The organism is Caballeronia jiangsuensis (genome assembly GCF_046030135.1).
GTDB lineage: Bacteria > Pseudomonadota > Gammaproteobacteria > Burkholderiales > Burkholderiaceae > Caballeronia > Caballeronia jiangsuensis.
The window spans coordinates 405,858-425,934 of record NZ_JAQQDB010000001.1; the positions used below are offsets into that span (position 1 = coordinate 405,858).

The 20,077-nt window shown below is 64.0% G+C and carries 19 protein-coding genes; 4 read left to right on the forward strand and 15 right to left on the reverse strand.

All coding sequences use genetic code 11. The features are described 5' to 3' along the window. Positions 1-40 precede the first annotated feature (40 nt). Complete coding sequence (locus PQR08_RS01740; RefSeq protein ID WP_250486726.1) at positions 41-475, reverse strand: GFA family protein; 435 nt, start codon at positions 473-475, stop codon at positions 41-43. Between the two features lie 160 nt (positions 476-635). On the opposite strand from PQR08_RS01740, the gene PQR08_RS01745 reads away from it, so the two are divergent. Further along, positions 636-1,754 (forward strand): AraC family transcriptional regulator, encoded by a 1,119-nt coding sequence (locus tag PQR08_RS01745; protein WP_250486725.1) that lies wholly within the window; start codon positions 636-638, stop codon positions 1,752-1,754. Between the two features lie 10 nt (positions 1,755-1,764). Here the strand turns inward: PQR08_RS01745 and kdpE are convergent, their stop codons facing one another. The 7 genes from kdpE to PQR08_RS01780 form a co-directional block, all read right to left on the reverse strand. After that, the gene (kdpE, locus tag PQR08_RS01750) at positions 1,765-2,460 is read right to left on the reverse strand and encodes a two-component system response regulator KdpE (RefSeq protein ID WP_238214119.1); all 696 of its coding nucleotides are present in this window, start codon (positions 2,458-2,460) and stop codon (positions 1,765-1,767) included. Continuing rightward, positions 2,457-5,240 (reverse strand): DUF4118 domain-containing protein, encoded by a 2,784-nt coding sequence (locus PQR08_RS01755; protein WP_250486724.1) that lies wholly within the window; start codon positions 5,238-5,240, stop codon positions 2,457-2,459. Before PQR08_RS01755 ends, kdpE begins: the two co-directional genes overlap by 4 nt. 31 nt (positions 5,241-5,271) lie before the next feature. After that, entirely contained in the window at positions 5,272-5,847 is a 576-nt protein-coding gene (gene kdpC, locus PQR08_RS01760) for a potassium-transporting ATPase subunit KdpC (protein WP_408161018.1), read from the reverse strand. A 5-nt stretch (positions 5,848-5,852) separates the two neighbouring features. Beyond that, positions 5,853-7,910, reverse strand: coding sequence for a potassium-transporting ATPase subunit KdpB (kdpB, locus tag PQR08_RS01765; RefSeq protein ID WP_238214240.1), 2,058 nt, complete (start codon positions 7,908-7,910; stop codon positions 5,853-5,855). Positions 7,911-7,995: 85 nt separating this feature from the next. Beyond that, a complete protein-coding gene (gene kdpA, locus PQR08_RS01770; RefSeq protein ID WP_187603023.1) occupies positions 7,996-9,780 on the reverse strand; it encodes a potassium-transporting ATPase subunit KdpA in 1,785 nt (594 codons plus the stop codon). Continuing rightward, complete coding sequence (gene kdpF, locus PQR08_RS01775; RefSeq protein ID WP_008350504.1) at positions 9,777-9,872, reverse strand: K(+)-transporting ATPase subunit F; 96 nt, start codon at positions 9,870-9,872, stop codon at positions 9,777-9,779. Before kdpF ends, kdpA begins: the two co-directional genes overlap by 4 nt. Next, a complete protein-coding gene (locus tag PQR08_RS01780; RefSeq protein WP_222946335.1) occupies positions 9,869-9,976 on the reverse strand; it encodes a potassium ABC transporter ATPase in 108 nt (35 codons plus the stop codon). The genes kdpF and PQR08_RS01780 overlap by 4 nt, the downstream gene beginning before the upstream one ends. Before the next feature lie 136 nt (positions 9,977-10,112). On the opposite strand from PQR08_RS01780, the gene PQR08_RS01785 reads away from it, so the two are divergent. Further along, positions 10,113-10,301: a hypothetical protein gene (locus PQR08_RS01785; RefSeq protein ID WP_075583909.1), complete on the forward strand. Its 189-nt coding sequence runs from the start codon at positions 10,113-10,115 to the stop codon at positions 10,299-10,301. A 35-nt stretch (positions 10,302-10,336) separates the two neighbouring features. Here the strand turns inward: PQR08_RS01785 and PQR08_RS01790 are convergent, their stop codons facing one another. From PQR08_RS01790 to oxlT, 4 genes are all read right to left on the reverse strand, one after another. Further along, positions 10,337-10,765 (reverse strand): PAS domain S-box protein, encoded by a 429-nt coding sequence (locus PQR08_RS01790; RefSeq protein WP_250486723.1) that lies wholly within the window; start codon positions 10,763-10,765, stop codon positions 10,337-10,339. A 108-nt stretch (positions 10,766-10,873) separates the two neighbouring features. Continuing rightward, positions 10,874-12,127 (reverse strand): formyl-CoA transferase, encoded by a 1,254-nt coding sequence (frc, locus tag PQR08_RS01795; protein ID WP_238214115.1) that lies wholly within the window; start codon positions 12,125-12,127, stop codon positions 10,874-10,876. Positions 12,128-12,156: 29 nt separating this feature from the next. Further along, the gene (oxc, locus tag PQR08_RS01800) at positions 12,157-13,899 is read right to left on the reverse strand and encodes an oxalyl-CoA decarboxylase (protein ID WP_238214114.1); all 1,743 of its coding nucleotides are present in this window, start codon (positions 13,897-13,899) and stop codon (positions 12,157-12,159) included. Positions 13,900-14,104: 205 nt separating this feature from the next. Then, on the reverse strand, positions 14,105-15,457 hold the full coding sequence (gene oxlT, locus PQR08_RS01805) for an oxalate/formate MFS antiporter (RefSeq protein WP_238286507.1): 1,353 nt from the start codon (positions 15,455-15,457) through the stop codon (positions 14,105-14,107). Positions 15,458-15,784: 327 nt separating this feature from the next. On the opposite strand from oxlT, the gene PQR08_RS01810 reads away from it, so the two are divergent. Then, entirely contained in the window at positions 15,785-16,219 is a 435-nt protein-coding gene (locus PQR08_RS01810) for a hypothetical protein (RefSeq protein ID WP_187603020.1), read from the forward strand. A 12-nt stretch (positions 16,220-16,231) separates the two neighbouring features. On the opposite strand, the gene PQR08_RS01815 is transcribed toward PQR08_RS01810, so the two are convergent. Next, the gene (locus tag PQR08_RS01815; RefSeq protein ID WP_250486224.1) at positions 16,232-17,119 is read right to left on the reverse strand and encodes a LysR family transcriptional regulator; all 888 of its coding nucleotides are present in this window, start codon (positions 17,117-17,119) and stop codon (positions 16,232-16,234) included. A gap of 124 nt (positions 17,120-17,243) precedes the next feature. Between PQR08_RS01815 and PQR08_RS01820 the strand changes: the two genes are divergently transcribed. Then, a complete protein-coding gene (locus PQR08_RS01820; RefSeq protein WP_250486225.1) occupies positions 17,244-17,999 on the forward strand; it encodes an SDR family NAD(P)-dependent oxidoreductase in 756 nt (251 codons plus the stop codon). A gap of 72 nt (positions 18,000-18,071) precedes the next feature. On the opposite strand, the gene PQR08_RS01825 is transcribed toward PQR08_RS01820, so the two are convergent. After that, positions 18,072-18,962, reverse strand: coding sequence for an alpha/beta fold hydrolase (locus tag PQR08_RS01825; protein ID WP_250486226.1), 891 nt, complete (start codon positions 18,960-18,962; stop codon positions 18,072-18,074). Between the two features lie 129 nt (positions 18,963-19,091). Beyond that, on the reverse strand, positions 19,092-20,024 hold the full coding sequence (locus tag PQR08_RS01830; protein WP_250486227.1) for a LysR family transcriptional regulator: 933 nt from the start codon (positions 20,022-20,024) through the stop codon (positions 19,092-19,094). Between the last annotated feature and the right edge of the window lie 53 nt (positions 20,025-20,077).

Consider the following 20,077-nt stretch of genomic DNA (forward strand, 5'->3'; position numbering starts at 1 on the left):
GCCGACGCGACGCACCGGCATGCCGATCAAACGACTCGAACTATTCGGCGACGCTCACGCCCGAACCGCCCATTTCCTTCGGCAAGTCCTTCATCTTGGGCAGACCGTCCCTCATCGGCAATTTCGACTCCGAGTAATGAACGTGCACGCACGGGTCGTACTGGAAGTCGGAAATGACAGCGGCGTAGACATCGGTCAGCCCGAGACCCGGATGCTCGGTGAAGAGATGGCCGCCGCAGTCCCTGCACCATTTCCGATAGCTGTGCTCAGTATTGTTGTAAGTGCCGATATGGTCGGTCCCGTGCGTGATGGTCACGGCATCGGGCTTCCAGAGCGTGAACGCATTGACCGGCCCCGCCGACCAGCGCCGGCACGATTCGCAATGGCAGTACCCCATGCCTTCGGGCTTGCCGGTCACCGTGAACTTCACTGCACCGCAAAAACATTGGCAATGGTAAGTATCTGCGTCATTCATTTACGCATCCCTCGTTAATGTGGGTTGGCGATTGGTCGAACTGCGCTTAACCTTGCGTCAGTGATGTTTCGCGTGATGCCAGTATCGGCGCGCGAATCGCTTCTTTGAATGACCGAGCGTCCAGATGTTTTGCGCGGGACGCCGAAACTTGGGGCCTGCGATGGATGCGCTTTCCGACGTTCTTCGTCTCCTGCGTCTTAGCGGCGCGGTGTATCTGAACGGCGATTTCACGGCGCCGTGGTGCGTGGTCGGTCAGGTTTCGCCCGCGATGTGCGCGACGTTTCTGCCGCGCGCCGAGCGCGTCGTCTCCTATCACCTGATTCTGGAAGGAAGCTGCTGGGCGGCGCTGACCGATGATCCGGCCTCGGCCATTCGCGTCGATGCGGGAGAGTTGCTCGTCGTGCCGCAAGGCGAGGCGCATCTGATGGGCAGCTCGCTCGAACTCACGCCGACGCCATCCGACGAAATGGTGTCCAGATATCTGGCGACGTCTCCCGGCGACGTGATGCGCCTGAGCGTCGGAGCCGAAGGCGCGAGCCAGGAAGCCGGCCGCACGCGCATCGTCTGCGGCTTTCTCGCTTGCGACGACATGCTCGCGAATCCGGTGCTGTCGTCGCTGCCGCGCCTCTTCAAGGTGGACATGCGTGACGATCCGCAATCCGCGTGGCTCGAATCGTCGTTGAGGTTTGCGGTGACCGAGGCGGCCGAGTGGCGCCCCGGCAGCGCGACCGTGCTCGCACGACTCTCGGAATTGCTCTTCGTCGAGGCTGTGCGGCGGTGCATCGGGTCCATGCCCGAGGATCGCCGCGGCTGGCTCGCGGGCGTCGCCGACCGGTTCGTCGGCAAGGCGCTCGCATTGCTGCACGCGCAGCCCGCGCACGGCTGGACCGTCGACGAACTCGCGCGCCGTGTCGGTCTCTCGCGTTCCGCGCTGGCTCAACGCTTCACGCAGTTGCTCGGTCACGCGCCGATGCAATATCTCGCAAGCTGGCGATTGCAGGTTGCAGCGCAGGATCTGCTCTCCGGGCCGCGCTCGATCGCAGCGGTGGCCGAGCGTGTCGGCTATGAATCGGAGGCAGCGTTCAATCGGGCGTTCAAGCGCCAGTTCGGGATGCCGCCTGCGAGCTGGCGGCGCAGCCAGGGACGCGTCGCGAGCGACGAAGCATCGTCCGATGAGGTCTTCGCTGGAGCCGATGCGAACGAAGACGCTTGCGCGCCATTTTCCGCGCCGACGCCTTTGAATGTTCGTCCTGAACGCCGCCTCAACGACGCTGCGTGATGTCCGCCCGCTATCTGATGCCGACGAGCCTGTAGCCCACGGCCGTCTCCGTAAGAATGTGCTCGGGCTGCGCCGGATCCTTCTCCAGCTTCTGGCGAAGATGTCCCATATAGACGCGCAGGTAATGCGCATTGTCGACCTGCTCCGGTCCCCACACATCGCGCAGCAACTGCCGATGCGTGAGCACGCGCCCGGCGTGCCGCATGAGAACCGTGAGTAAGCGATACTCCGTGGGCGTAAGGCGAACCGGCCGGCCTGCTCGCGTCACTTCCCGTTTTGCGAGGTCCACGGCAACCTCGCCGAACGATACCGCGGGCGCTTCCTCCAGCGCGCGTATGCTGCGGCGCAACTGCGCGCGAACGCGTGCAAGCAGCTCGGACACGCCGAAAGGCTTCGTGAGATAGTCGTCGGCGCCGGCGTCGAGGGCTTCGACCTTCACGGCTTCGCTCGTGCGCGCCGAGAGCACGATCACCGGCACCTGCGTCCAGCCGCGCAACTCGCGGATCACGTCGATGCCGTCGGTATCGGGCAGGCCGAGATCGATCACGACGATATCGGGTTGCCTCGTGGCGACCTCGCGCAATCCCGCCTTGCCCGTCTCCGCTTCGACGACCGCGAGTTCATGCGACTCCAGCGTCGATCGCACGAAGCGTCTGATCTGCGGATCGTCTTCGATTATCAGCACCGTGTGCCCGGTTTCGCTCATGGTCTCGTCTCGCCGGTTCCGTGGTCCAGCGCGGGCTGCTCGTCCACCGGTACGTCGAGCGTCGGCGGCGTGCCGTCCGCGGGCAGCGTGAACCAGAATCGCGATCCCGCGACACGGCCATCCTCGATGCGATTCTCGACGCCGATCTGCCCGCCATGCGCTTCGACGATCGCGCGGCAAATCGCAAGGCCCAGCCCCACGCCGGACTGCGCCGACTCCTTCTGTCCCCGCGTGAACTTTTCGAAAAGACGCGTCTCGATGCCGGGCGGAATGCCCGGCCCGCGATCGTCGATGCAAACGCGCACGCATCGCTGTCCCGAAAGCTGTTCCTCGCGCGCGGATATCTCGATCTCGGTGCCTTTGGGCGTGTACTTCGCGACGTTCTCCAGAAGATTGGCGAAGAGCCGGTCCATCAGCACGGCGTCGAGTTGCAAGAGCGGCAAGTCCGGCGGAATGCGGGTCTGCACGCGGCGGCCCGCGAGCGTCCGCTTGAGTCCCGCGAGCGCCGCGCCTACGGTTTCTTCCAGCATCGACCACTGCCGGTTCAGCCGGATCGCGCCCGCTTGCAGCCGCGCCATATCGAGGAGATTGGTGACGAGACCGCTCATGCGCAGCGCTTCCTCGTGAATCGCATGAACGAGCTCCTGAGCGCGGCCGACGCCCGGCTCGGCGGCATCGACCTGTTCTTCGAGAATCGAAGCGAAGCCGACGATCGACGTGAGCGGCGTGCGCAGATCGTGCGAAATGGCGGACAGAAGCGCATTGCGCATGCGCTCCGACTCCATGTTGACGAGCGCGTCCTGCGCGATTTCGACATAGTGGACGCGCTCGATGGCGAGCGCGATCTGCGCTGCGAAGGTCTCGATCATCCGGTGCTGCTCGGGGATGGCAAGATCGGCTATGCGCTGCGGCGCGAAGGCCAGGACGCCGCGCGTGCGCATCGGCGCCTTGAGCGGCAGATACAGCGCCTGCGCGGCAGGCAAGGTGTCGGTGCTGAGTCCCGCGGGCTTCTGCTGGTCGTAGACCCACTGCGCGATATCGAGGTCCAGCGCCGATTTGTCGATCGTCGTCTCCGGACTCGCCTCCGCCACCTTCTGCTGCACCTTCTCCGCGCTGTCGGGCAGAAGAATGGCCGCGCGCGCCTGGAATACTTCCGCGATGTGCCGCGTGCCGATCTCGATGATCTGCTCGGTCATCAGCGCGGCGGCGAGTTCCTTGGTCATCGCGTACATGGCGCCGGTGCGCCGCTCGCGTTGCGAGGCGATGCGCGCCTCGCGCCGCAGGCTCGAAGTCAGATGGCTGATCGTGAGCGAAGTCAGCAGCATGACCGCGAACGTCAGAAGGTATTGCGTATCGCCGACCGAGAACGACATGACCGGCGCGACGAAAAAGAAATCGAACGCGGCGACCGACAGGAACGAGAGCATCACGCCCGGTCCGCGGCCGAGGCGCACGGCAGTGAAAATCACGCCGAGCAGATAGAGCATCACGAGATTGGTCACCGCGAACCGCTGCGCGGCGAGCGCGCTCGCGACGAGCGTGATCCCTGCGCCGATCGCGAGTGCGAAGACGTAGGCGCGCGGCGGGGAATGCGTGCCGTCCCGCAGCGCGCTGAACGTGAGCGGCGGACGTTGCGGACCTTCGCGCGTGCCGGTGGACACGAGCGTCACGTCGATATCCGCGGCCTGCCGGATGATGCGCTCGCTCACCGGCCGCGCGAAGTAGCGCCGCCAGCCTTGCGTCATCGATGCGCTCGCCACCAGCTTCGACACATTGCGCATGCGCGCATAGTCGATGAGCGTCGCGGCTGCGTCGGCGCCATCGAGCGTGACGGTTTCCGCGCCGAGCTCGGACGCGAGCTTGAGCGCATCGAGCGTGCGGCGCCGCTGTTCGTCGGAGAGCCGCTGGAGCTTCGGCGTCTCCACATAGACGGCGAGCCAGTCGGCCTTGAGCGCCGCCGCGAGCCGCGCGGCCGCGCGCACGAGCGCCGCGCTTTCCGGACCGGGACCGACGCACGCGATCAGGCGCTCGCGCGCCCGCCAGATGCGCTCGATCGACTGATCGGCGCGGTATTCGCGCATCTGCGCATCGACGCGGTCGGCGGTGCGCCGCAGCGCGAGTTCGCGCAACGCGATCAGATTGCCCTTGCGGAAGAAATTGCGCACCGCGTGCTCGGCCTGCGTCGGCAGATAGACCTTCCCGTCGCGCAGGCGGTCGAGCAGTTCCTCCGGCGGAAGATCGACGAGCGTGACTTCATCGGCGAGATCGAACACGCGATCCGGCACCGTCTCCCAGACGCGAATGCCGGTGATGCGCCCGACGATGTCGTTCAGGCTTTCGAGATGCTGGACGTTGACGGTCGTGTAGACGTCGATGCCCGCATCGAGCAGTTCCTGAACGTCCTGCCAGCGCTTCATGTGGCGCGAGCCCTGCACGTTCGAATGCGCGAGCTCGTCGACGAGAATCAGCTCCGGCTTGCGCGCGAGCGCCGTATCGAGATCGAACTCCGCGAGCAGGCGTCCGCGATATTCGATGCGCGCCACGGGCAGCGTGTCGAGCCCGTCGAGCAGTGCGAGCGTCTCCTTGCGGCCATGCGTTTCGACGACGCCGACGACCACATCCGCGCCTTCGTCGAGGCGGCGGCGCGCGGCCTGCAGCATCGCGAAGGTCTTGCCGACGCCCGCGGAGGCGCCGAAGAACACCTTCAGCCGCCCGCGCTGGCGCTTCTCCTCTTCTCGCTGAAGCTTGTCGAGCAGTTCGTCGGGATCGGGCCGCGTCATCGTTGTCGTCTCTTTTCAAGGGCGCACTGTATCAGCCGCGCGCCGCGTCCAGCGCCAGATTGAGCTTCAGCACGTTCACGCGCGGCTCGCCGAGCACGCCGAACTGGCGCGCGCTCGTGGCCTCTCCGACGAGCGCCTCGACCTGCGCCGAGGTCATCCCGCGCGCCTTCGCCACGCGCGCGACCTGATAAGCCGCGGCCGCCGGACTGATCGCCGGATCGAGGCCGCTGCCGGAGGATGTCACGAGATCGACGGGCAACGGCGAGCGGTTGTCCGGATCGGCGGCGTGGAGCGCGTCGATGCGCCCCTTGATCTCATCGGCGAGCGCAGGGTTGGTCGGCCCGAGATTCGAGCCGCTCGAACTGCCCGCGTTGTACGGATTCGGCGTCGTCGCCGACAGACGTCCCCAGAAGTACTGCGGCGCATCGAACTGCTGTCCGATGATCTCCGAGCCGACCGTCTTGCCGTCGCGCTCGATCAGGCTGCCGTTCGCCTGATGCGGGAACGCCGCCTGCCCGATCGCGGTGACGACAGCAGGATAAACCAGTCCCGTGAGCACCGTCAGCGCGACGAACAACACGATCGCCGGACGCAAAATTGTCTTCATCATGTTTAACTCCAGCCAAGTGCGGTAATGACCATGTCGATGAGCTTGATGAACGGGAACGGCAGGATGATGCCGCCGAGGCCGTAGATCAGCAGGTTGCGGCGCAGGAGCGAGGCGGCACCCAGCGCGCGATACTTCACGCCCTTGAGCGCGAGCGGAATCAGGAACACGATGATCAGCGCGTTGAAGATCACCGCCGACAAGATAGCCGACGAAGGCGACGCCAGATGCATCACGTCCAGCACCCGAAGTTGCGGATACGTCGTCGCGAACGCCGCCGGGATGATCGCGAAGTACTTGGCGACGTCGTTGGCAATCGAGAACGTCGTGAGCGAGCCGCGCGTCATCAGCATCTGCTTGCCGATCTCGACGATCTCGATCAGCTTGGTCGGGTTCGAGTCCAGATCGACCATGTTGCCCGCTTCCTTCGCGGCCTGCGTGCCCGTGTTCATCGCCACCGCGACATCGGCCTGCGCGAGCGCAGGGGCGTCGTTGGTGCCGTCGCCGGTCATCGCGACCAGACGTCCCTCGGCCTGATGCGCGCGGATCGTCGAGAGCTTCGCTTCGGGCGTCGCTTCGGCGAGGAAGTCGTCGACGCCCGCTTCCGCCGCGATCGCCGCGGCCGTGAGGCGGTTGTCTCCGGTCACCATCACCGTCTTGATGCCCATCTTGCGCAGTTCCGCGAAGCGCTCCTTGATGCCGCCCTTCACGATGTCCTTCAGCTCGATCACGCCGAGCGCGCGCGCCGTTTCGTTCACGCGCTCCGCCACGACGAGCGGCGTGCTGCCGCGCCGCGCGATGTCATCGACGGCGCTCTGCACTTCCTGCGGAAAGCGCCCGCCGCGCTCCTCGACGTACTTCCTCACCGCGTCGGCCGCGCCCTTGCGAATCTCGCGGCCGGGAAGATCGACGCCGCTCATGCGCGTCTGCGCCGTGAACGCGAGGAACGTCGCGTGCAGTGTCGCCATGTCGCGCTCGCGGATATTGAAGCGCTGCTTCGCCAGCACGACGATGCTGCGCCCTTCCGGCGTTTCATCGGCGAGCGATGCGAGTTGCGCGGCATCGGCGAGATCGCGTTCGGCGATGCCCGGCGCCGCGACGAACATCGACGCCTGACGATTGCCGAGCGTGATCGTGCCGGTCTTGTCGAGCAGCAGCACGTCGACGTCGCCCGCCGCTTCGACCGCGCGGCCCGACGTGGCGATCACGTTCGCCTGCATCATGCGGCTCATGCCCGCGACGCCGATGGCCGAAAGCAGGCCGCCGATGGTCGTCGGAATCAGGCACACGAGCAGCGCGACGAGCGCGGTGATCGTCACCACATGGCCCTGCTTCGCCGCTTCCACGGAGAACATCGAGAACGGCAGCAGCGTGGCCGTGGCGAAGAGCAGCACGAGCGTCAGCGCGACGAGCAGGATCGTCAGCGCGATTTCGTTCGGCGTCTTCTGACGCTTGGCGCCCTCGACCATTGCGATCATGCGGTCGAGAAAGGCCTCGCCGGGATTCACGCCCACGCGCACGACGATCCAGTCGGAGAGCACGCGCGTGCCGCCCGTCACCGATGAAAAGTCGCCGCCCGACTCGCGGATCACCGGCGCGGATTCGCCCGTGATCGCGGATTCGTCCACGGACGCGACGCCTTCGATCACGTCGCCGTCGGCGGGAATCACATCGCCTGCTTCGACGAGCACCACGTCGCCTTTGCGCAGATCGGTGGATGTCGTGATGCGGATCGGCGACTTCGGATGCGGCTCGTTGAGCTTCTTCGCCATCACGTTGTGCTTCGCCTGGCGCAGCGATGCGGCCTGCGCCTTCGAGCGCCCTTCCGCGAGCGCTTCCGCGAAGTTCGCGAAGAGCACCGTGAACCACAGCCACAGCGCGATCGCGAGGATAAAGCCCGCGGGCGCTTCGGCCTGGCCTGCAAGCGCGGCGAAGAAGAGCACCGTCGTCAGAATGCTGCCGACATAGACGCAGAACATCACCGGGTTGCGCAACTGCGTGCGCGGCGCGAGCTTCTTGAACGAATCGACGATCGCCGGCTTGACCAGCGCCGGGTCGAACATCGAACGTACGGCCGTGCGTGCCTGCCCCAGATTCTCGGGGCGGTGCATCGGCGGTTGATTCATTTGAGTCATGCTGTCCTCGACTTCAATGGCCTGCGATCATGGTGATGTGCTCGACGATGGGTCCGAGCGCGAGCGCGGGCACGTAGGTGAGCGCGCCGACGAGCAGCAGCGTGCCGAGCAAAAGGACCACGAAAAGCGGACCGTGGGTCGGCAAGGTGCCCGCCGTCACGGCAAGACGCTTCTTCGCGGCGAGCGAACCGGCGATCGCGAGAATCGGGATAAGCGAGCCGAAGCGGCCGAACCACATCGCGATGCCGAGCATCGAGTTATAGAAGGGCGTATTCACCGAAAGACCCCCGAACGCGCTGCCGTTGTTGTTGGCGGCCGAGCTGAACGCATAGAGGATTTCGGAGAAGCCGTGCGCGCCCGGATTCGCGATGCCCGCCGTGCCCGCCGCGCTCAGAACGGCGACCGACGTGCCCACGAGCACCAAGAGCGGCGTCAGCAGAATGACGATGGACACCATCTTCATTTCGAACGATTCGATCTTCTTGCCGACGTACTCGGGCGTGCGGCCGATCATCAGCCCGGCGACGAACACCGCCAGCAACGCGAACGCGAGCATGCCGTAGAGCCCGGAACCGACGCCGCCGAAGATCACTTCGCCGAGCTGGATCAGGAGCATCGGCACGAGGCCGCCGAGCGGGGTGAGCGAATCGTGCGTGTTGCTGACCGCGCCGCAGGAAGCCGAGGTCGTCGCGACCGTGAAGATGCCCGACTGCGCGATGCCCAGACGCGTTTCCTTGCCTTCCATGTTGCCGCCCGCCTGCAACGCGGACGCCTGCGTATCGACGTGCAGCGACGCATAGACCGGATTGCCCGCCTGCTCCGCCGAGATCTCGAACAAGCATGCGGCGGCGAACGCGATGGTCATCGCCGCGAGCACGGCATAGCCCTGGCGCCTGTCGCCGACCGTGCGTCCGAACACCACGCACAGCGCCGCCGGAATGATCAGCATGGCGAGCATCTGCATGAAGTTCGAGAACGGCGTCGGGTTCTCGTACGGGTGCGCGGAGTTGGCGTTGAAGAAGCCGCCGCCGTTGGTGCCGAGCATCTTGATCGCTTCTTGCGAGGCGACCGGGCCCATCGGCAGAGTCTGCTTGTCGGCCTTGAGCGTTTGCGTGACGGACTTGCCCTGCGCGTCGGTCGATTGCGTCTGATAGCTCGTGACCTGCAGCGTCGATACGTCCTGATATGCCCTGAAGTTCTGGATCGCGCCCTGGCTCACGAAGACGAGCGCGAAGACGACGGCGAGCGGCGCGAGAATGTAGAGCGTCGTGCGCGTCAGATCGACCCAGAAATTGCCGATGGTCTGCGCGGAATGGCGCTTGAAGCCGCGGATCAGCGCGATGACCACCGCAATGCCGGTCGCCGCCGACAGGAAGTTCTGCACGGTGAGGCCGAGCATCTGCGCGAGATAGCCGAGCGTGCTCTCGCCGCCGTAATCCTGCCAGTTCGTGTTGGTCACGAAGCTGACGGCGGTGTTGAACGCGGCGTCCGGCGACATCGCGGCGAAGCCTTGCGGATTGGCCGGCAGCATGCCTTGCAGACGCAGGATGGCATACAGCACGAGCGCGCCGAGCACGTTGAAGAGCATCACGGCGAGCGCGTAGTGCTTCCACGACATTTCGGCATCGGGATCGACGCCGGCGATGCGATACAGCACGTTCTCGACCGGACGCCCGATCCTGCGCACGACGACGGACGATCCATCGAGCACGTTCGAGATATAGCGGCCGAGCGGAATCGCGAGTGCGATCAGAACGACGATGAAAATCGCCGTCTGCATGAAGGTATTGGCGTTCATTCGAGATCCTCCGCACGCAAAAGCGCGTACACGAGGTACACGAAGAGCAGCAGCGTGGAAGCCGCCGCGAGCCACAACATCCAGGCGCTCATGGACGGCCTCCCGTCGCGCGGCGGCTCAGTCGCTCGCAGCCGCGTGTGAGCGCCACGCAAAGTCCCCAGAACAGGACGATGCCGGCGAGATAAATGAAGTCCATTTTGGTGTTCTCCCCTTATGCGGTTCAGGACAGGGTGGAGAATACGAAAACGGACGTAAACGACTTAACAAGAGGTCGGGAGAAGGTATAAAAATGGTGTAAAGATGTGGACTGCCATTCTCGCGAGGCGATTTTTATGACAGACGATCCCGATCCCGAGCAGCTGAAAGGCCCAGGTGGAATGACATTGCGGGAGATTCACGAACAGGTGCGGAAATCGGTCGAGCGCGACCGCGAAGCGCAGGCCGCGCATAAATCAGTTGCGCCGAAATCCCGATGGCAAAGATGGGTGCGCTACGTGTGGGGACGCAGCGGGCGACGCTGATCGCGGTGTTGCGGGTCAGCGGTTCGAACTGGTCTTCAGGCGGTGGCTTTTGCCTCCAGCTCCGCGATGCGCTTGCGTAACGCGCGATCTTCCTGAAAGCGCGCCGTCTCATCGCGGATGATCGCGACGATGCCGGTCACTTCGCCTTGCGATTGCAAAAGCGCGACCGTGAACGCAATCGACATCGTGCGTCCGGCTTTATCGACGGCGGGCACCTTGAGCAGATCGTGTCCGTAGCGCGTCTCGCCGGTCGCCATCGTCTTGTGATAGCCGTCCCAGTGACGGCCGCGCAGGCGCTCAGGGATGATGATGTCCAGCGACTGTCCCAATGCTTCGCTCTGGGTAAAGCCGAACATGCGTTCGGCCGCCGGATTCCATAACGTGATCGCGCCGCTCGCGTCCGAAATGATCACGGCATCGCCGATCGCATTGACGAGCTGTTCGTAGTCGATGGTGGGGGTCATGGTGTCGTCCGGATCGATATAGTATTTTTGAAGGGCGCTGCCATTCTGCCGCAAAAAGGCCGGACAGCAGAAGGCAGCGATTTCCCTTTTCCTTCTGAAACTACTGCATCAAACGGCGCGCAACTCCTGCATGCGTGCAACCTGCTCCGGGCTATAGCCAAGCTCGAGCAACACTTCCTCGGTGTGCTCGCCCAGAAGCGGCGAGCCCGTGATTTCCGGCTTCAGATCCGAGAACTTGATCGGGCTGCCGACCGTGAGGTACTTGCCGCGCACCTTGTGATCCACTTCGACGATCGAGCCGCTCGCGCGCAAGGATTCATCGTTCGCGAGTTCTTTCATCGTCAGCACCGGCGCGCACGGGATATCGAACTTGCGCAGGATATCGACGGCTTCGAACTTGGTCTTGTCGGCGAGCCATGCTTCGATCGTATTGAAGATATCGAAGATATGCGGCTGGCGCGCTTCGGCCGTCATGTAGTTCGGGTCCTGAATCCATTCCGGCTTGCCGATTGCGCGGCAGATCGGCGCCCACGCGTGACCCTGAATCGTGAAGTAGATATACGCGTTCGGATCGGTTTCCCAGCCCTTGCACTTGAGCACCCAGCCCGGCTGTCCGCCGCCGCCCGCATTGCCGCCGCGCGGCACCACATCGCTGAACGTGCCGTGCGGATATTGCGGATATTCCTCGAGATAGCCGATGCGGTCCAGACGCTGCTGATCGCGCAGCTTCACGCGGCACAGGTTGAGCACGCTGTCCTGCATCGACACGGCGACTTTCTGCCCCTTGCCCGTTTGCTGGCGGCCGATGATCGCCGTGAGAATGCCGATCGCCAGATGCATGCCGGTGTTGCTGTCGCCGAGCGCGGCCGCGCTGATGGTCGGCGGACCATCCCAGAAGCCCGTCGTCGATGCCGCGCCACCCGCGCATTGCGCGACGTTTTCATAGACCTTCAGGTCATCGTAATGGTGGCCGTCGCTGAAGCCCTTGACGGATGCCACGATCAACTTCTTGTTCAGTTCGTGGATGTTTTCCCACGAGAAGCCCATCCGGTCCAGTGCGCCCGGACCGAAGTTCTCGACCAGCACGTCCGATTCGCGGATCAGCTTGGTCAGCACTTCCTTGCCTTCGTCCGTTTTCGTATCGAGCGTCAACGAGCGCTTGTTGCTGTTGAGCATCGTGAAATACAGCGCATCGGCGTCCGGAATGTCGCGCAACTGGTTGCGCGTGACGTCGCCCGACCCGGGACGTTCGACCTTGATCACATCCGCACCGAACCAGGCCAGCATCTGAGTGCATGCGGGACCGGCTTGCACGTGCGTGAAGTCGATGATCTTGATGCCTTTGAGTGGTTTGTCGCTCAATTGAGTTCTCCTGGGTGGCTTTGTCGTCGTTACTTTTTCATCGCCGCGCTTTGCGGATTCAGATTCGTCAGGCGTCCGCTCTCCGTGCCGGCCGCTTCATCGATCACTGCGTTGATCAGCGTCGGCTTGCCGGACCTGATCGCCTCTTCCAGTGCGTGCGTCAACTCTTCCGGCGTCGTCGCGTTGAAGCCGATCCCGCCGAATGCCTCGATCATCTTGTCGTAGCGCGCGTTCTTCACGAACACGGTCGGCGCGACGTCCTTGCCACCCGTAGGATTCACATCGGTGCCGCGATACACGCCGTTGTTGTTGAAGACGATGGTGCAGACCGGCAGGTCGTATCGGCAGATGGTTTCGAGTTCCATGCCGCTGAAGCCGAACGCGCTGTCGCCTTCGATCGCCACGACCTGCTTGCCGCTCGTCACCGCCGCGCCGATCGAGAAGCCCATGCCGATGCCCATGATTCCCCACGTGCCCGAATCGAAACGCTTGCGCGGCTCGTACATGTCGATGATGCTGCGCGCATAGTCGAGCGTGTTCGCGCCTTCGTTCACGACGTTGATGTCGGGGCGCGTCTTGAGTACGTCGCGGATCGCGCGCAGCGCGCTGTGGAAGTTCATCGGCGACGGATTCTTCGCAAGCGTCGCCGCCATCTTTTCGAGGTTCTTGTTTTTGCGCTCGTTGATCGCGCCCGTCCATTCGCTCGAAGGCTTCGGGAAGCCCGCGCCGATGCCCGCGACGAGCGCCGACACGCACGAGCCGATGTCGCCGATCACCGGCGCGGCGATCGCGACGTTGCTGTCGATTTCGGTCGGCGAGATGTCGATCTGCACGAATTGCTTGGGCGCCGCGCCCCAGGTCTTGCCCTTGCCGTGCGCAAGCAGCCAGTTCAGACGCGCGCCGATCAGCACGACGCAATCCGCTTCCTGCAGCACGAACGAGCGCGCCGCCGACGCCGACTGCTCATGCGTGTCGGGCAACAGGCCCTTCGCCATCGACATCGGCAGATACGGAATGCCGCTCTTCTCGACCAGCTCGCGAATCTGCGCGTCGGCCTGCGCGTAGGCCGCGCCCTTGCCGAGCAGGATCAGCGGACGCTTCGCGCTCTTGATCACGTCGAGCGCGCGCTTCACCGAATCCGGCGACGGCAACTGACGCGGCGCGGCGTCCACGACCTTGATGAGCGATTGCTGGCCCTTGAGGGCGTCCATCGTCTGCGAGAGCAGCTTGGCGGGCAGATCGAGATACACGCCGCCCGGACGTCCCGACACGGCGGCGCGGATCGCACGCGCGATGCCGACGCCGATGTCCTCCGCGTGCAGCACGCGATACGCGGCCTTCGCATAGGGCTTCGCCGCGTTCAACTGGTCCATCTCTTCGTAGTCGCCCTGCTGCAGATCGACGATCTCGCGCTCGCTGGAGCCGCTGATCAGGATCATCGGAAAGCAATTGGTGGTCGCGTTGGCGAGTGCGGTCAGTCCGTTCAGGAAGCCGGGCGCCGACACAGTCAGGCAGATACCCGGCTTCTGCGTCATGTAGCCCGCGATCGCGGCCGCATTGCCCGCGTGCTGCTCATGCCGAAAGCCGATGAAGCGCATGCCTTCCGCCTGCGCGAGGCGCGCCAGGTCGGTAATCGGAATACCGACGAGACCGAAGATCGTGTCGATGTCGTTCAGCTTCAGCGCATCGATGACGAGGTGAAAGCCATCGGTCACTTGCGGCGCCTTCGTTTCAACGGGCGCCTGCGTTGTTGCCTCGAGTACGTCTGCCATTTGTCTCCTCCTGAGGGCCGGTTATGTGCTGATATACTAGATATCAGATACTGCATTTGTCAAAGCTTTATTTTGAGTTTCGTGCGAAAAACTGAAGGAGAGATACGGCGCACGCTCTGGTGCATTGCGGCATGGCTCAAGGGCCGCGGACATTGCTGTCGCGCGGCCCCTCGCCGACCCTATGAAGCACGCGTGCCGGACGTCGTCATCGGGTTGAAGACTTGCTCGGCGCTTCCGTCCAGTCAGGCTGAAAAGCCATGCCGATGACCGGCTGCGGCGAAGCCTCCGCGAGCGTGTTCTCGATCCAGCGCCGGCGCATCGGCGCGAGGACGAACTTGGCGCAGATGCCCGCCGCGATCGATGTGATCGCCGTAGCGATGAACACGGTGTTCCACGAGCCGAGCGAAGCCAGCACCGATGCAAGCGGCACCATCATCGAGGCCGTGCCCTTCGCGGTGTAGAGCGTCCCCGCGTTGGCGGCGGCGTATTTGCTGCCGAACGTGTCGGCGCAGGTCGCGGGGAAGATCGAGAAGATTTCGCCCCAGCACAGGAACGTCAACGCCGCGAACAGCATGAACATGTAGGGACTCTGCCCGAACTGCATCAACCCGAGCAGCGCGACGCCTTCGCCCAGGAAGATGATGAACATGGTGTTTTCGCGGCCGATCTTGTCCGAGATGAAGCCGCATAGCGGGCGCGTGAAGCCGTTGCAGAGGTTATCGATGGACAGCGTCATCGCGAGCAGCGGCAACGTCGCGCCGAGGAGACTCACCGGCATGTTCGCGAAGCCGTATTCCTTGGCGATCGGCCCGAACTGCGCGGTGGCGATCACGCCGCCCGCCGCCACCGCGACGAACATCAGATACAGCACCCAGAAGATGGGCGCTCGCACCATCTGCCCGGTCGTATAGTCGATCTTGGTTGCGACGACACGTTTGGCCGGCACGATGTTCGCAGGCGGTTTCGGCCGCACGAGCAACAGCGCGAGCACGAAAATGACCGCGCCTTGCAGGCTGCCGAAGAACATGAAGGCGCTTTCGTAGCCGGAGTGCTGGATCATGTTGGAGATCGGGATCACGGTGACGGCCGCGCCCGCCCCGAAGCCCGCCGCCGTCAGACCGGCTGCGAGACCGCGCTTGTCCGGAAACCACTTGAGCGCCGTGCCGACGCACGTGCCATACACGCAACCCGCGCCGATACCCGCGACCACGGCGGCGATGTACAGATGCATGAGCGTGGTGGCATGGGCATCGATGATCCAGCCGATCGCCGCGCAGATCGCGCCGCCCATCACCACGGGCCGTGGTCCGAACTTGTCGACGAGCCAGCCTTCGACGGGCACGAGCCACGTCTCCGTGACGATGAAGATCGTGAACGCGGTCTGAATCGCCGCCTGCCCCCAGTGATGCTTCGCGTCCATCGGAATCACGAACAACGTCCACGCGTACTGGAAATTGGCCACGAGCCCCATGCAGACGATACCGATCACCAACTGCACCCACCTGTTATGACGACGTCCGTGCCACTGCCCGGCGACCGCCGTATCTGCGCTTGCCATGTCTGTCTCCGTTATGTGTCATTGCGCTCGTTCGGCGCCTGAGGTACTGCGAAAACCGACGCGATGCATCGGTGGCGAGACACGCGGCCCCGATGCAAAGGGGATCGGGGAAATACACGAGGCCATCGTGCGGCAGAAAAACGATAGGGGAAAGTTATAAAAAATTTCGATATCGATTCACGATCGTGAATGGATGACGACGCACGACGGCATCGGCAGCAATCGCGAACTTGTTACACCTCTTACCGACGGGGGCGGATCGCGTTACTAAAGCCTTTCAGCGCTGCGGTTATACTCGGCGTCGTCTCAAAATCAAACGTCCGAACAATGTCGAAACGAATCATCAAACTTCTTGCTGTCGCAGCCCTCACGGCGGCGGCCTCGGTGCCGGCCCTGGCTGGCGATATGAACAATGCGCTCGGCGGCGCGCTCGGCGGTGTGGCCGGAGCGGCGCTCGGCGGCGCTGTCGGCGGCAGCACGGGCGCGGTGCTCGGCGGAGCGGTGGGCGGCGGCGCTGGCGGCGCGGTCACGTCGAACCGGCGCGAGCGCACGGGCGCGATCGTCGGCGGCGCGCTGGGCGGCGGCGCGGGCACAGCGGCAGGCAACGCGATGGGCGGCCGTGGCGGTGGCCTGATGGGCGCGGCGCTGGGCGGTGGCGCCGGCGCAGCGCTGGGCGGCAACGTCTCGCGCTCGAACTCGTACGAGGACGACTACAGCCGCGGTCATCACGGCAAGCACCACAAGCATCACCGTCACGACTGAGCGGCAAGCGCTTCAAAGCTGGAAAACGGACGCCACGTGGTCGATGAACGCACGGACGACGGGCGGCAATCCTCGGCGCGTGGTGAATACGAGATGGACGATGCCACTCTCCGTTTTCCATTCCGGAAACACATGAACGAGCGCGCCGCTCGCAAGTTGCTCCCGGCACGCGTGATCGGGCAGCAACGCGACGCCGAGTCCCGCCATCGCGCTATCGCGCAGTGAGACGTAGTCCACGCACGTCATCCGCGGCTCGCTCCGGATCGTATGCGATGCATCGTCCGGTCCGGTGAAGGTCCACTCGATCTCGCCCATCTGATCCGTGGTCGCGAGCGTCGGCAACGCGGAGAGCGCCGCAATGTCGCCGCTCATGCAAAGCGACGCGACCGAGGGCGCAGCCACCAGGATGCGGCTCGAATGCCCCAGCGTGCGCACGATCAGCGACGCGTCCGTATCCAGCCGCACGCGCACGCGAATGGCGATGTCGATGCGTTCCTCGATCAGATCGACCGGGCGATCCACGGCGATGACCTGCAGGCGCGCCTTCGGGAAGCGCGTGAGGAACGTGCTGTACGCCTTCGAGAGTGTCGGCATGAGCCCGAGCGGACAACTGCAGCGGATGACCCCGCGAGGTTCGCTCAGCGCCTCGGAGATGACGGAGTCGGCCTGCTGCACGTCGAGCATGATCGTCCTGCAACGCTCATGGAAGGCGTGCCCGATCTCGGTCACGCGAAAGCGGCGCGTCGAGCGCTCGATCAGACGCACCCCGAGCCGCGCTTCCAGTGCGGCGATCCGGCGGCTGATGGTCGATTTGGGCGTGCGCAGCGCGCGGCTCGCCGCGGCGAACCCGCCATGCCCGACCACTTCAGCGAACAGCACGTAATCGTTGATGTCGGCCATGCCTATTGACCCATTTTTGGAACTATCAAACCCGGTTTCACAGTCTACCGCGCCGATTGTCTCATTGGCATGATGCTCTCAACGCGACGCAGCCTGCGCCGCCAAACCAGACGGAGAGTTGAAAATGACTGGCAAATTCGAGAACAAGGTCGTGGTCGTGACGGGCGGTACGAGCGGAATCGGCTTTGCGACCGCGAAGCGCTTCGCCGCGGAAGGCGCATCGGTGTTCATCACCGGTCGTCGTCAGAAAGAGCTGGATGCGGCTGTCGAAGCGATGAACGGACGTGTCGTGGGCATCCGGGCGGACATGTCGAAACTCGCGGATATCGACCGGCTCTACGATGCCGTGCAGCAGAAGCATTCGAGCATCGACGTGCTGTTCGCCAATGCTGGCGGCGGCTCCATGCTGCCGCTGGGCGCCATCACCGAGGAACACTACGAAGACACCTTTGGGCGCAACGTGAAAGGCGTGATCTTCACCGTTCAGAAAGCGATCCCGCTTCTGCGCGACGGCGCTTCCGTGATCCTCACTGGCTCGACGGCAGGCAGCACCGGCACCGCCGCGTTCAGCGTCTACAGCGCGTCGAAGGCCGCGGTGCGCAGCCTCGCGCGTAGCTGGACGCTGGACCTGAAGGAGCGTGGGATTCGTGTGAATGTCGTCAGCCCGGGACCGGTGAAGACGCCGGGTCTTGTCGAGCTGGCAGGCCCGGATGCGGCGCAGCAGCAAGGTATGCTCGACTACATGGCGTCGAACGTGCCGCTCGGACGCGTCGGCGATCCGGACGAGGTCGCCAAGGTCGTGCTGTTCCTGGGATCGGAAGAGTCCAGCTTCGTCGCCGGAGCCGAGTTTTTTGTCGACGGCGGGCTGGCCCAGGTCTGATTGACCACTCGCGTGCCGGACAAGCTCGCAGTTTCGAGCCTGTCCGGGACGTCGTTAGTGAACCTGAGCGCCTTATCCCTTTTTGGACGACGCGCCGATCGAACGATCGAGAAAGCTCAGCAGCAGCGGAGCGATTTCGTCGAGCTTGTCCTCCAGCGCGAAATGCCCCGTGTCGAGAATGTGCATCTCCGCATCGGGCAGATCGCGCAGATACGGGTGCGCGCCTTCTTCCGGGAAGATCTTGTCGTTCTTGCCCCACACGATGATCGTCGGCGGCTGGTGCTCGCGGAAGAACGCCTGAAACTGCGGGTAAAGCGGGACGTTCGTACCGTAATCGAGAAACAGATCCATCTGGATCTCGCGGTTGCCCGGACGGTCGAGCAGCGCCTGATCGTGCAGCCAGTTATCGGGGCTGATTCTCGACACATCGGAGACGCCGTCCGTGTATTGGAAGATCGTCGTGTCGAGCGTGACGAGGCCGTGCAACGCTTCGCGATTCTTCACCGACTCATCGGCCCAATAGGCCTTGATCGGATCCCAGAACTCGCGCAGACCTTCGGTATAGGCATTGCCGTTCTGAACGATCATGCCTGTCACGCGCGACGGATTCTTGAGCGCAAGCCGATAGCCCACCGGCGCACCGTAATCCATCACGTACATCGCGAAGCGATCGATATTCAGCCGGCCGAGCAACGCGTCGATCATGTCGGCGTATCGTTGAAAGCCGTAGCTGAACGCGGCGCGATCGGGAGAGTCGCTTTCACCGAAGCCGGGATAGTCGGGTGCGACGACGCGGTACTTCTGCGCGAGGATCGGGATCAGATTCCGAAACATGTGCGACGACGTCGGAAAGCCGTGAAGCAGAAGAACAACCGGCGCGTCCGATGGGCCGGCTTCTCTGTAGAACACATTGACGCCATCGATGGTTTCGGACTGGTAGCGAACGACGGGAATCGAAGTCATGACGAGAATTCCTGTGAAAGATGATCGAGTGCCGCATCCGCTTCAAACCGGTCCTGATGCAGCGTTGAATGCATGGTGCACCGGTCGCCAATCCGACGGAATCCTCATCGTGCAGAATGCACTCTTCTTTCATCGAGAAGAGTTGCCCTTCCTCGAACTCCGGCGCCTGCCTTCGAACAGATCACGCTGTTGCGCGAGCCCTTCTCCCACCACATCGAAAAACGCTCGCACGCGCGCGGTCTTTCGCAGATCGGCATGCGTGACGATCCATAGTTCGCCTTCCAGTTCGGCGACCGGGTTCGCGGCGACACGCGTGACGCCGATATCGCCGTCGCCAAGATAGCATGGCAGCAGCGCGAGGCCGATGCCCGCGCGCGCCGCGGTCAACTGATTCACCAGACTGTTCGTCCGGTACACGAACGACGACGGCGACGCATTGAGCGCAAGCCATTGCGCCGCGCGAATGCCCGACGCCGTTTCATCCCAGCCGATCAACGCGTGATCGTCGGGCTTCCAGTTGCGGCGGAAGCCGCCTGCATCCGCGACATACGACGGCGCGGCGTACCACGCCCACGCGACGCCCGCGAGCTTCTTGCCCCATAGCTCACCCTCTTTCGGCCGAACCGGACGCAACGCGATATCCGCTTCGCGCCGCGACAGACTGAGCACGCGATTTTCGATCGACAGTTCGACGACGATGCCAGGATGCGCGAAACGGAACGCGGCGAGATGCGTGGTGAGCTGGCTATAAGCGAGCGTTTCCGACGACGTGACGCGCAAGCGTCCGCTGAGCCGATGATCGCCGCCGACGACATCGCGCCCCAGCGCAAGGAATTCATCTTCCATGCGCTCGGCGCCCGCCGCAATGCGCGCGCCGGCCTCGGTCGGCTGATACACGCCGCCCGGCAAGCGCTCGAACAGACGCGCGCCGAGCTGCGTTTCGAGCGCCTTCAGACGGCGATACGCCGTCGAATGATCGATGCCGAGCGCTTCCGATGCGGCATTGAGACTGCCGCCACGCTGAATCGCGAGCACGAGTCGAAGTTCGTTCCAGTCTTCCATGCATGGAGGCTAATCCAGTGCTTGCATCGATGCAAGCGCGGCTTTCGCGCTGA

Excerpts from the sequence above, each read along its gene's own strand:
- PQR08_RS01740 (WP_250486726.1), bottom strand. The coding sequence starts at position 475 with ATGAATGACGCAGATACTTACCATTGCCAATGTTTTTGCGGTGCAGTG.
- PQR08_RS01745 (WP_250486725.1), top strand. The coding sequence starts at position 636 with ATGGATGCGCTTTCCGACGTTCTTCGTCTCCTGCGTCTTAGCGGCGCG.
- kdpE (WP_238214119.1), bottom strand. The coding sequence starts at position 2,460 with ATGAGCGAAACCGGGCACACGGTGCTGATAATCGAAGACGATCCGCAG.
- PQR08_RS01755 (WP_250486724.1), bottom strand. The coding sequence starts at position 5,240 with ATGACGCGGCCCGATCCCGACGAACTGCTCGACAAGCTTCAGCGAGAA.
- kdpC (WP_408161018.1), bottom strand. The coding sequence starts at position 5,847 with ATGAAGACAATTTTGCGTCCGGCGATCGTGTTGTTCGTCGCGCTGACG.
- kdpB (WP_238214240.1), bottom strand. The coding sequence starts at position 7,910 with ATGTTCGACCCGGCGCTGGTCAAGCCGGCGATCGTCGATTCGTTCAAG.
- kdpA (WP_187603023.1), bottom strand. The coding sequence starts at position 9,780 with ATGAACGCCAATACCTTCATGCAGACGGCGATTTTCATCGTCGTTCTG.
- kdpF (WP_008350504.1), bottom strand. The coding sequence starts at position 9,872 with ATGAGCGCCTGGATGTTGTGGCTCGCGGCGGCTTCCACGCTGCTGCTC.
- PQR08_RS01780 (WP_222946335.1), bottom strand. The coding sequence starts at position 9,976 with ATGGACTTCATTTATCTCGCCGGCATCGTCCTGTTCTGGGGACTTTGC.
- PQR08_RS01785 (WP_075583909.1), top strand. The coding sequence starts at position 10,113 with ATGACAGACGATCCCGATCCCGAGCAGCTGAAAGGCCCAGGTGGAATG.
- PQR08_RS01790 (WP_250486723.1), bottom strand. The coding sequence starts at position 10,765 with ATGACCCCCACCATCGACTACGAACAGCTCGTCAATGCGATCGGCGAT.
- oxc (WP_238214114.1), bottom strand. The coding sequence starts at position 13,899 with ATGGCAGACGTACTCGAGGCAACAACGCAGGCGCCCGTTGAAACGAAG.
- oxlT (WP_238286507.1), bottom strand. The coding sequence starts at position 15,457 with ATGGCAAGCGCAGATACGGCGGTCGCCGGGCAGTGGCACGGACGTCGT.
- PQR08_RS01810 (WP_187603020.1), top strand. The coding sequence starts at position 15,785 with ATGTCGAAACGAATCATCAAACTTCTTGCTGTCGCAGCCCTCACGGCG.
- PQR08_RS01815 (WP_250486224.1), bottom strand. The coding sequence starts at position 17,119 with ATGGCCGACATCAACGATTACGTGCTGTTCGCTGAAGTGGTCGGGCAT.
- PQR08_RS01820 (WP_250486225.1), top strand. The coding sequence starts at position 17,244 with ATGACTGGCAAATTCGAGAACAAGGTCGTGGTCGTGACGGGCGGTACG.
- PQR08_RS01825 (WP_250486226.1), bottom strand. The coding sequence starts at position 18,962 with ATGACTTCGATTCCCGTCGTTCGCTACCAGTCCGAAACCATCGATGGC.
- PQR08_RS01830 (WP_250486227.1), bottom strand. The coding sequence starts at position 20,024 with ATGGAAGACTGGAACGAACTTCGACTCGTGCTCGCGATTCAGCGTGGC.